The organism is Paenibacillus kribbensis (assembly GCF_002240415.1).
In the GTDB taxonomy this organism is placed as follows: Bacteria; Bacillota; Bacilli; order Paenibacillales; family Paenibacillaceae; genus Paenibacillus; species Paenibacillus kribbensis.
The window spans coordinates 1,262,491-1,274,022 of the sequence record NZ_CP020028.1 but is presented as its reverse complement, the minus strand read 5'-3'; the positions used below and the strand labels follow the sequence as shown (position 1 = coordinate 1,274,022).

9 protein-coding genes and 1 tRNA gene are annotated in these 11,532 nt (G+C 46.6%); 4 read left to right on the top strand and 6 right to left on the bottom strand.

From position 1 onward, the window contains the following. Positions 1-111 precede the first annotated feature (111 nt). Together B4V02_RS05855 and B4V02_RS05850 are read left to right on the top strand one after the other, a co-directional pair. Positions 112-185 (top strand) — tRNA-Arg (locus B4V02_RS05855). Positions 186-511: 326 nt separating this feature from the next. After that, positions 512-1,276, top strand: coding sequence for an exodeoxyribonuclease III (locus B4V02_RS05850; RefSeq protein ID WP_094154089.1), 765 nt, complete (start codon positions 512-514; stop codon positions 1,274-1,276). Positions 1,277-1,365: 89 nt separating this feature from the next. Here the strand turns inward: B4V02_RS05850 and B4V02_RS05845 are convergent, their stop codons facing one another. From B4V02_RS05845 to B4V02_RS05830, 4 genes are all read right to left on the bottom strand, one after another. Then, positions 1,366-2,712, bottom strand: a complete 1,347-nt coding sequence (locus B4V02_RS05845) for a GH1 family beta-glucosidase (RefSeq protein WP_094154088.1) — start codon at positions 2,710-2,712, stop codon at positions 1,366-1,368. Between the two features lie 23 nt (positions 2,713-2,735). Further along, on the bottom strand, positions 2,736-3,554 hold the full coding sequence (locus B4V02_RS05840; protein ID WP_094154087.1) for a carbohydrate ABC transporter permease: 819 nt from the start codon (positions 3,552-3,554) through the stop codon (positions 2,736-2,738). Beyond that, positions 3,554-4,447 carry a carbohydrate ABC transporter permease gene (locus B4V02_RS05835; protein WP_014277619.1) on the bottom strand — a complete coding sequence of 298 codons (894 nt, stop codon included), beginning with the start codon at positions 4,445-4,447 and terminating at the stop codon, positions 3,554-3,556. The genes B4V02_RS05840 and B4V02_RS05835 overlap by 1 nt, the downstream gene beginning before the upstream one ends. A gap of 73 nt (positions 4,448-4,520) precedes the next feature. Beyond that, positions 4,521-5,849 carry an ABC transporter substrate-binding protein gene (locus tag B4V02_RS05830; RefSeq protein WP_094154086.1) on the bottom strand — a complete coding sequence of 443 codons (1,329 nt, stop codon included), beginning with the start codon at positions 5,847-5,849 and terminating at the stop codon, positions 4,521-4,523. Between the two features lie 296 nt (positions 5,850-6,145). Here B4V02_RS05830 and B4V02_RS05825 point away from each other — a divergent pair, with 296 nt between their 5' ends. Beyond that, entirely contained in the window at positions 6,146-7,186 is a 1,041-nt protein-coding gene (locus B4V02_RS05825; protein ID WP_007431734.1) for a LacI family DNA-binding transcriptional regulator, read from the top strand. A 92-nt stretch (positions 7,187-7,278) separates the two neighbouring features. Here B4V02_RS05825 and glpK read toward each other — a convergent pair whose 3' ends face one another. Both glpK and B4V02_RS05815 read right to left on the bottom strand, forming a co-directional pair. After that, positions 7,279-8,772, bottom strand: coding sequence for a glycerol kinase GlpK (gene glpK, locus B4V02_RS05820; RefSeq protein WP_007431735.1), 1,494 nt, complete (start codon positions 8,770-8,772; stop codon positions 7,279-7,281). Positions 8,773-8,803: 31 nt separating this feature from the next. After that, positions 8,804-9,625 carry an MIP/aquaporin family protein gene (locus B4V02_RS05815; RefSeq protein WP_094154085.1) on the bottom strand — a complete coding sequence of 274 codons (822 nt, stop codon included), beginning with the start codon at positions 9,623-9,625 and terminating at the stop codon, positions 8,804-8,806. 341 nt (positions 9,626-9,966) lie between these two features. Between B4V02_RS05815 and B4V02_RS05810 the strand changes: the two genes are divergently transcribed. Next, entirely contained in the window at positions 9,967-11,445 is a 1,479-nt protein-coding gene (locus B4V02_RS05810) for a PTS transporter subunit EIIC (protein ID WP_094154084.1), read from the top strand. Positions 11,446-11,532 lie beyond the last annotated feature (87 nt).

Here is an 11,532-nt window from a genome sequence, read left to right as displayed (position 1 = left end):
ACGCCTAGTCTGAATTTATGCTGCACAAAGTCTGAACAACCAAATAATATGGGAAACAAGACTTGAATCTTTTGCATCCATGTGATATATTAATATTCGCTTGAATTTTATGTCCCAGTAGCTCAGCTGGATAGAGCAACGGCCTTCTAAGCCGTCGGTCGGGGGTTCGAATCCCTCCTGGGACGTATAGACAAAACTTCCTGTTAGGAAGTTTTTTTCGTTCCAACGGGATGAGAACCCCCTTGGGGGGACGTCGGAGCATTAGCTTCGTTAGCATTTTTAATGTAGAAAGGCTGCTTCCACTATGCCGTATGTCGGTTTAGCGCTTGTTGGAAGCAGCTTTTTTTGCGTACAGATCATGGCTTGCTAGTAACTGCCCTTTTAAAAAAACACAGAGATTGCTATCATCTATCTTGTTCCCCATATCGTTATTTCATTATATATGCTTATCCCAACCGAGGATATATTCAACCACACCGCTTGACCGCGATGAGTAATAAGGAGATCGACAATGAAATTAATATCTTGGAATGTTAATGGCTTAAGAGCCTGTGTGACCAAAGGATTTTATACTTATCTAAAAGAAACAAATCCCGATATTTTTTGCGTACAGGAAACCAAGCTTCAAGAGGGTCAAATTCTCATGGAGAACATGGAGGAATACACACAGTACTGGAATTATGCCGAGAAAAAAGGATATTCCGGCACGGCTATCTTCACTAGATTCAAGCCGCTTTCTGTGCATTATGGACTTGAAGAAAATGGGGAGCCTGAAGGCAGGACCATTACTCTGGAATTCGAGAAGTTTTATCTGGTTAATGTGTATACTCCGAATACCAAACGGGATTTGTCCCGACTGCCTTACAGACTGGAATGGGAGGACCGTTTCCGCAGCTATCTGCAACAGCTGGATGCATCGAAGCCTGTCATTGTTTGTGGTGATCTCAACGTGGCTCATCAGGAGATTGATTTGAAAAATGCAAAAGCCAACTATGGCAATGCCGGATTTACGCCTGAGGAACGGGAGCGAATGTCGCAGTTGCTAGGCGCCGGGTTTATAGACACCTTCAGACACTTTTATCCTGACCGGACGGATGTGTATTCCTGGTGGTCCTACATGCCGAAGGTGAGAGAACGGAACATCGGCTGGCGGATCGACTACTTCCTCGTCTCGGACAGACTTCGCCCGCTATTAATAGATGCAAGCATAGATTGCCATATTACGGGTAGCGACCACTGCCCTGTTATACTCGATATGCAGGATATTTCAGCATAACCCGCCTTACACAAGTATTCCGCAATCTTAAAAGCCGTCATGTTGTGTGATTGCAGCATGACGGCTTAAATTATATCCCCTTTTTCTGTCTACAACCCGTTATTTGCCATCACTTGCTTGAACCACAGCGCACTTTGTTTGGGTGTTCGTTCCTGCGTTTCGTAATTGACATGTATAATACCGAAACGTTTGCTGTAGCCCCAGGCCCATTCAAAGTTATCAAGGAATGACCAGACAAAATAACCCTTGAGCTGGCCTCCCTCTTCGATAAAGCGATGGCATGCCTTTAAATGCTCCTCAATATAGTGCTGACGCTCGGTGTCCTCAATTTTCCCGTTCATCAGCTCATCCTTCATCGCTGCTCCGTTTTCCGTAATTAAAATGGGTATGCCTTTGGTAAAATCCTTCTCAATTCGGGTCAGCAGCTTATAAAAGGATTCGGGATGAATCTCCCATCCCATATCCGTTACCGGCTCCTCGATGCGAACCTGCTCCACCTGCAGCAACGAAGCGTCTGTAGTCGCACGAATGACGCTGCGGGCATAATAGTTGATGCCCAAAAAATCCCCCGGCTGCTGAATCAGCTCCATATCACCTGGCTCTACAAAATCCAATCCATTCAGATCCGCCCCGTACCATTCCACCATATCCTCAGGATATTTCCCGTTAAACAACGGCTCGGCAAACCAGCGATTAATAAAGCCATCCCGCCGGACGGCAGCGGCAACGTCCTCGGGTCGTTCAGAAGCGGCATCCACATGCTCCATATTCAGTGTAATACCTATCTTGCCCGTCAGCCCTTTTTCCTTGTGTAATTTGATGGCTATCCCATGACACAGCAGAGTATGATGGGCGGCAGTAAAGGCTTCCTTCCAGTTCTGATGGCCGGGGGCATGCTCTCCTGTACCATAGCCCAAAATGGAGGCACAATAGGGCTCATTTATCGTATTCCACCAGCTTATACGCTCTCCAAATCGATCCATGATTACAGAGGCATACGTCATAAAATGCTGGACAATCTCGCGCTTCGTCCAACCGCCCTCGTCCTCGATCCACTGCGGAAGATCCCAGTGATACAGCGTCAGCATCGGAATGAGCCCGGCCGACTCAATCTCATCCAGCAGGCGCTCATAGAAGAGCAAACCCTGTTCGTTAACCACACCGGGTGCGGGAATAATGCGCGGCCAGGCCACGGAAAAACGGTAATGTAAAAAGCCAAGCTGCTTCATTAATTGCACGTCTTCCTTAAAGCGGTGAAAATGGTCACAAGCTATATCTCCGCTGTCACCGTCTATCACCTTCCCTGGCACTTGACAGAACGTATCCCAAATGGAAGGCGTTCTTCCGCCCTCAGCGGCACCACCTTCAATTTGATAAGAAGAGGTTGAGGTTCCCCACATAAACGTGGCTGGAAATAAAAAGGTATTCTCACTCATATTCGGTATCATCCTTTCAGGAATCAAGACTTCACAGCTCCGGCCATTGCACCGCCAACAATAAAGCGCTGGAGGAAAATATACAAAATAACCAGCGGTAGTGTAACAATCAGAATACCGCAAGCCAGTAGCGGCCAGTTGTTCATGTATTGTCCGTAGAAGGAGAACAACCCCTTGGTCACCGGCTGATACGCAGGATCAGACAAATAAATGGTAGGACCTATAATGTCGTTCCACGCCCCGATTGCTGTCAAAATAATGCCTGTCGCCAGCACCGGCTTCATCAGCGGTACTAGAATCGTAAACAAATAGCGGGAATACCCGCACCCGTCCATCGCAGCCGCTTCATCCAGCTCTCGGGAGACAGACTTGATATATCCTACAAACATCAGGAAGGCAATGCCGGTCCCCGTTGTTTTCAGCAAAATAAAACCAAGCTGCGTATTGTAAAGTCCCAAACTATTAATGAGGGCAAATTGCGGAATCAGCGGGTTCGGGAGATACATGGATATCAGGAAAAACACATAAAAGAAGGTGCTGAACTTGACGTATCCCCGCGCCAGTGGAAAAGCCGCAAACACGGATATTACCAACGTTAATAGCGTAGATGCTCCTGTATACAAAATGCTGTTCCACATGTATTGAGAGAAGTTCCCTTTTTCCCAGGCATCCATGAAATTCTCCAAGCGCAGACCCGTGGCTATAGCCACAGGATCGATCAAATACTCACTCTGAGTCTTCATCGATACATTAAAGAGGTAGAAAAGCGGAAATAAATATAGGGAAAGCATGAGCAGTACGATAATGTAGCTCAATAGTTTTGTTCCTTTGGAGCTGCTCATTACATTTCTACCTCCCTTCTGCGCAAGTAATACAGGGCAATCATGGATACCGTAAATACGAACAGGAACTGGATCATAGCTACTGCAGAAGCAAGGCCGTAATCCGCCGTCCCGGAGCCGAAGGCTGTTGCATACACATCAAACGCAAGTGTCGTCGTGTTGAATTTGCCGCCTGTCAGCACATAAATAATGTCAAAGGTCTGCAAGGCTCCGATAATGGACAGCAGCATATTGACGGTAAAGGACGGCGCAATCATCGGAAAGGTAATATTTTTGAACGCTTTCCACCCGGAAGCGCCGTCCATATACCCTGCTTCATATAAATCATTGGGAATGGATTGCAGTCCGGCTAAGAAAATAGTCATTGAGTAACCCATGTACATCCAGATTTGCACGAAAATAATCAGTTCAAAGGCAATATCATAATCCCCGAAAAAGTTGGAGCTGGTTCCAAAAAAGTTCATCATGGCTTGCGCAGGACCGCCAAGCGGGTTGGCAATCAGCTGCCAGATCAGACCGGATACCGTTACCCCAAGCACAACAGGCAGGAAAAACACAGCGCGGTAAAATACATCACCTTTGAGCTTTTTATTAATAAGGATGGCCATGAACAGCCCTACTGCATTTTGAATCACAACCACTGCTACGGCAAAATATAAGGAACGACCAATAGAAGCGATACGATCTCCTGAATCAGAGGAGGTAAAGAAGGTCGTATAATTCTCAAATCCGACAAAATTCCATGATTGTCCCGGAACACCTGATGCATCTGTAAAGGAAAACAGTACGGTTACCATGGAGGGACCAAAGCCAAGAAGCAAATAGAGCAGCACCGGAATACTCAGCAAGAGATACGGCATTAACCGGGCCGCCCCCTTTCCGAAGGGATACATGGGCCTCACACCTTTTTACATTATTATGGGAGCTTTGCCGTTGCCAATCTGTGTTCATGCAAAGCCTATTGATTTATTTAGGGGCTGCCGCATCCCAATCTGCCTGTGATTTTTGGGCAAGCTCCAATGGTGTCTTGAGCGGACCCGCAGGTGCCAGAAATTCCGCATGTACGCTGGCATCCTTAATGTACTGTCCAACATTTTTACGATTGATGAACAGCTGATCCCAGGAGAGCTTGAAGTTTTCCAGTGAAGGCTGGATTTCATTAACAAATTCACTAGTTATCTTCACGTCAGGCTGTGTTGGCAAAAATCCGGCGGCGTTCACAAAATCCGTGTAGTTCTGCTTCTCGGAAAGCATTTCAAGCCATTTGATCGCATATTCCTTGTTGGGCGACTTTTCCACTACCATCCATGTCATATCATACTTGCCTGCAAGGTTTTTATTTTTGGCAGGATCATTGCTGCCCGGAATCGGAAAATAACCAAATTTCATCGCTGGATTGGCTGTCTGGATCGTAGTTGCATCCCACGTGCCATCCGCAATCATAGCTACACGCCCTGTAGCAAACAAACTTGGCAAGGTTCCATAGTCAATTCCCATAAATCCACCAATGGCATTGTTCATCAATATTTGTGTTTTTTCCAGCACCTCAAGCTGGACGGGGTCTGTCAGCTTCGTCTTTCCTGTCCACAGCCCTTTGATATATTCCAACTGATCATCATGAATAGAGGCCTGAAGCCCTTGGACAGCAAGATTAATAGGCCATACATCCTTACCGCCAAAACCAATCGGTTCTACGCCGTTATCCTTGAGCACCTTCATCACATGTACCAGCTCATCCCAAGTTGTGGGCACAGCAAGATTATATTTTTTAAAAATCTCTTTGTTGTAGAACAAACCTGTCAGGGCCACCTTACCCATATTCACACCATATACCTTGTCCTTATAGGTCATCGCATTTTTGACATCTGTAGGATTATAGTTTTTTAAAAAAGCCTGATCTGACAGATCGGCTATTAGTCCTCCATCAATCCATTGCTTCCACATTGGATCAGCTGCTCCCTTGGACCATTCCTGCGGTGCGCCTACGAAGCTGAATTTCAGAGGAATAATGTCTGCATCACCGGATGAACCAGCATTCATACGTGTTTGCATCAGTTGATCATACGTTGAGTCAGCAGGTACCGTCGTATACTCCACCTGAACATCCGGGTACTTCTCTTCAAACCTTTTATTAAATTCCTTTATATAGTTATTAATATTCTCCTGCTGCCAATGAATAATCTTTAATGTGACCTTTTTATTCCCGTCCTGTGCAGCTTCGCTACCTTTACCACAAGCGGCCAATACAACAATTAAAGCGGTTACAAGAAGTAATGAAAAACTCTTTTTTAACATTGCAGAATCCCCCCATATAATCTTAAAATAAATGCATTCATACATTACGAAAGCAGTTTCGTATCCTACATTTACCATTATGTAACGAATGATCTGTATTTGTAAATAGAGATTTGCAAAATATCAAAAAAAACATAAACCATCTCCAAAATAAACTTACATTCCCATGATGTGCTAAACTATTCTCCTAAGAGCGCGGTTGACTCTCCTCTATGAGGTAGCATAGAATACGAGTAACCATTAAATTTAGATTGCAAAGACAAATCAACTAAACTAGTTTAGCTTCGGAGGATTTCATGAATATAAAAACAATAGCCAGTATGGCAGGCGTTTCGGTAGCAACGGTTTCGAAAATCATCAACAATTACACGGATATCAGTGAGGAAACCCGGCAGCGGGTACTTAAAATAATGGAGGAAACAGGCTATAGACCCTCCTCCTCGGCCAAAACGCTTGCTACCAAAAAATCCAATCTGGTAGGCGTTATATTCGCTGGCAAGCTGAATGTTGATTTTAGCCATCCTTTTTTTGTAGATATCATTAATGTCTTCAAAAAACAGATTGGCTTGCTCGGTTACGATCTGCTGTTTTTTTCAAATGAAAAATTTCTGGATAATGGAGAAGACTATTTGGCTCGTTCGAAATATTTTTCAGTGGACGGGTGCATTATTATTGCTGGAGATGAGGTGGAAAAGAGCGTTTTTGACCTCGATGCCAGCCCCATCCCCTGCATCGGCGTTGATATTGAACTAACCGGAGCCAGTTCCTGCTATATTATGTCCGACAATCAGAAGATCTCAATGAAGGTTGTTGAGCATTTTTACATGAATGGCTACCGCGATATGGGTTTTATAGGCATTGAACGCCCATCCTTGGTCATTAAAGAGAGAGAAGAAGCCTTCGTCACTTCACTAAAACGGTTTAGTCTTGATGTCAAACCCGAATGGATTGTGTATGCTAAAGACTACGCAGCGGAAGATGGATACCAGATCGCAAAGGCGTGGATACAGCAAGGAGAATTGCCAAAGGCTATTTTTGCGGCTACCGACCTGCTTGCCTTTGGTGCCATCCGTGCTTTTAAGGAAAGCGGCTTGAGAGTACCCGAGGATATAGCTGTAGTAGGATGTGATGATATAGAAGCCTGTCGTTACACCGATCCTCCACTGACCACTGTAAAACAGGACAAACAAAAAATAGGCCGACTAGCCGCAATGGTACTGTTTGACCTGATGAACAAACAGATGGAAACGAAATGTATTAAAGTTGAACCGGAGCTAGTCATTCGCAGCTCCTGCGGAGCCCGGCAAAATTGGAATCCTGCGCTGGTTAAGGGCTAGTTTACCTCAGAGCTACATGACTGTGCCGAGCAAAATGGACACTTTTTCTCAAAGTGCCCATTTGCTTGGCATTTGTATTTTAATCTAAGAAGCTATTTGTAGGCCATTGCTGCGTTTACAGCCTTTTTCCAGCCTTCATACAAGCTGGCTCGCGTTGTCTCATCCATCGTAGGGACAAAAGTACGTTCCGCCCTCACACGCTTGCGAAGCTCATCCATACTGTTCCAGTATCCAATCGCCAAGCCTGCCAGACATGCAGCACCCAGTGCCGTCGTCTCATGAATAACAGGCCGCTCCACCGTAGCATCCAGAATATCACTCTGGAATTGCATCAGAAAATTGTTCAGTACAGCTCCTCCATCCACCCGCAGCATTTTCACAGCAATGCCGGAATCGATCTCCATCGCCGTAAGCACATCCTTCGTCTGATAAGCGAGTGACTCCAATGTGGCACGGATAAAATGCTCTTTTGTAGTTCCCCGTGTCAGTCCGAACATCGCTCCGCGCACCTCACTATCCCAGTAGGGACTGCCCAGTCCGACAAAAGCAGGTACAAGATACACCCCTTCTGTAGAGGATACACGGGCCGCATAGGGCTCACTATCCTTCGCTTCCCGGAACATGCGCAGACCGTCGCGCAGCCACTGGATCGCAGAGCCTGCTACAAACACGCTTCCCTCCAGCGCATATTGCACTTTACCTTCCTCCAGCCCCCATGCGATGGTCGTAATGAGACCATGCTTGGATTCCACAGGCTGATCCCCCGTATTCATCAGCATGAAGCAGCCTGTGCCGTAAGTATTTTTTATCATCCCTTTTTCATAACAAGCCTGACCGAACAAAGCTGCCTGCTGGTCACCCGCTGCACCGGCAATCGGTATATTCTGACCAAAGAAATGATAATCCACCGTGTGCGCATAGACCTCAGAGGAAGGTCTTACCTCAGGCAGCATGATTTTGGGCACACCGAGAATGTCGAGCAGCTCTTCATCCCACTTGAGCTCATAAATGTTATACATCAGCGTCCGGGCTGCATTGGAGTAGTCCGTCACATGCGCGGTTCCACCAGAAAGCTTCCAGATCAGCCACGAATCAATCGTGCCGAATAACAAGTCGCCCCGCTCTGCCTTTTCCCTCGCACCCTCCACATGGTCCAGTATCCACTTCACTTTGGTGCCGGAAAAATACGGATCGATCAGCAGCCCTGTTTTACTGTGAAACAGCTCCTCATGCCCTTGCCGCTTCAATTCCTCGCAGATATCCGAAGTCTGGCGCGACTGCCACACGAGCACATTGTACACAGGCAATCCCGTATTTTTGTCCCAGACAGCTACCGATTCCCGCTGGTTGGTAATACCGATGGCGGCAACCTGGTTTGCCTTTACCCCGGATTCGGAAAGACAGGATGCGATGACTCCCAGAATGGAGCTCCAGATTTCATTTGCATTCTGCTCCACCCAGCCGGGGTGGGGAAAATATTGCGGAAATTCCCGTTGAGCGGAATACACCACATCTCCTTCTTTATTGAACAAAATCGCTCTTGAGCTTGTCGTTCCTTGATCCAGTGACAAAATATATTTTTCCATCGTTCATCTCTCCCCTGTAAATCAATCCATTTTATACGGTTAGTTTGTTGGTGATAGAGCTTTTATAAGTACGACTGAAACGGAAGGTAACCAGTAGTACAATCACAATGATGCCTAGCATAATCCAAAAAGCCGGACTTGCATATCCTTTAAATACAGCCTGGTAGAACAGCCCTCCGAAAGAGCCGCCCAGCAGCGGTCCTACAATGGGCACCCACGCATATTTCCAGTCAGATGCCCCCTTGCCGGGAATCGGCAGTAAATAATGTACAAGACGCGGGCCAAAATCCCTCGCCGGATTAATGGCATAGCCCGTCGTCCCGCCAAGGGATAAACCGATGCTCACTACCAGAAAACCCACAATCAACGGATGCAGGCCCTCTGTAAATGAATTTGCGCCAATCGACTGTAAAGCAAGAACAAAGATGAAAGTACCTATCATTTCACTAAGTACGTTGGCGAATGGATGATCCATAGCCGGTCCTGTGGCAAATACACCAAGTTTGGTGGCTGTGTCCTCCGTCTCTTTCCAATGGGGCCAATAATGTAAAACCACAATCACAGCACCTGCCATGGCACCAAGAACCTGAGCCATAATATAGCCGGGAACGTCTTGCCATGGAAAGACACCCTGAAATGCCAACGCCAGCGTCACCGCCGGATTCAAATGCGCTCCGCTGACTTGACCTACGGCATACACTGCAATAGCAACCGCAAGCCCCCATCCCATTCCGATGACAATCCAGCCGGAAGCGTGGGCAAATGATTTTTTCAGGGATACCCCTGCGCACACTCCGCTACCCAGGACAATCAGAATCATCGTCCCTATAAACTCGGCTGCGTATGGCGACATACAACCTACCTCCTCAATAGATCACCCGATTTTTAATCCCTTTCATTGCGTGTCAAAAAAAGAAAAGCCATCACAAACCGCTCCCGTGTTTAGCATGGGATGTCTGCGTGGCTCTCCTGTCTCCGTCACGATTATTAACTTAAATTTGATATTATATAAGCATGTAAGCGATGTCAACTACAATTTTACATTGTTCTATGTATCCAAATAATCGTTGACCATGTTAGATTCTTCGCTTTATGATGTAAAAAAATGGGCAGCTTGGCGGCTCTTTTGGGTTGTCGACAAATATTTCACAGAGAACATGTTACTCCCAAATCGATGATGAAGGGAAGAAGGTTATGCTGAAATTACTGCAAAAAATCGGAAAGTCTTTAATGCTTCCAGTAGCCACACTACCCGCGGCTGGAATTTTGCAAGGGCTGGCTCTGATCAACTATGAGACGGATATTCCGCTTGGCTCTGCGGTAGGCGGCTTTTTGAATCATTATGTCACTCCTTTTTTGAACGAAGGCGCAGGCGCCATCTTCGGCAACCTGGCATTAATCTTTGCCATCGGTGTTGCTATTGGTCTGGCAGGCGATGCGGTAGCCGCACTATCTGCGGTCATCGCCTATATGGTACTGACCCGCATTTTAGCGGCAGTACCGGGCATTTTCGCATATATTCCCGATGACGTTAAGCTGGATATGGGGGTGCTGGGTGGCATTTTTATCGGTGGATGGTCCGCTTATCTGTTCAAAAAATATCATAATATCCAGCTTCCGGATTGGCTCGGCTTCTTCTCCGGCAAACGTTTCGTCCCCATGATTACCGCCTTCACCACCATGATTTTAGCCGTTCTGCTCGGTATGATCTGGAGCCCGGTACAAGATGCGATTGCAACCTTCGGCAACTGGATCGTCGGCTTCGGCGGCATAGGATCGATGGTGTTCATGATTGCCAATCGGCTGCTGATTCCGCTCGGTCTGCACCATGTACTAAACTCTATCGCGTGGTTCCAGATTGGCAACTTTACGAATGCGGCTGGCGAGGTTGTTCATGGTGACCTGACCCGTTTCTTTGCAGGCGATAAATCAGCGGGTCTATTCATGTCCGGCTTCTTCCCTATCATGATGTTCGCTCTCCCGGCAGCCGCTCTCGCATTCATCCATACAGCCAAACCTGAAAAACGCAAAGCGGTCGCTTCTATTTTCATCGGATCTGCGCTCGCATCGTTTTTGACCGGAATTACTGAGCCACTCGAATTTTCCTTTATGTTCATCGCACCGCTGCTTTATGGCATCCATGCGCTGCTTACAGGTCTGAGTGGCCTGATCATGTACTTGCTGGATGTCAAACTTGGCTTTTCTTTTTCAGCAGGACTCATCGACTATTTAATCAATATGAAGCTGTCCACCCACCCGCTGCGAATGATTGCAGTCGGTCTGGCTTTTGCCATCGTATATTATTTCCTGTTCCGGTTTATCATTGTCAAATTCAATCTCAAAACTCCCGGGCGTGAAGACGATATAGAAGACAGCCTCCTTTTGGATACGGACCAAGCCATACCCATTGAAAAGCCAGAAGCCCCATTCGACAGCCAAACGAGCTATGCAGAAAAAATACTGGCCCAGCTTGGTGGTTCGGACAATATCCAAAGCATTGATGCATGTATTACACGGCTGCGGCTGGTTGTCAAAAACGACCATGCTGTAAACGACCATGCCCTCAAAAAGCTTGGGGCTTCGGGAATCATCAGACTTGGCAACGGTGCAGTACAAGTCATTTTCGGTACTCGGTCCGAAATTCTGAAGGATGAAATACAGCGGTTGATGTAAGTAAGTTCAGATTCACAAAAAGGGTATCTCTTCAATATCGAGATACCCTTTTGGGTTGCCGTCAATCTGCTAATAACTGAAATACAA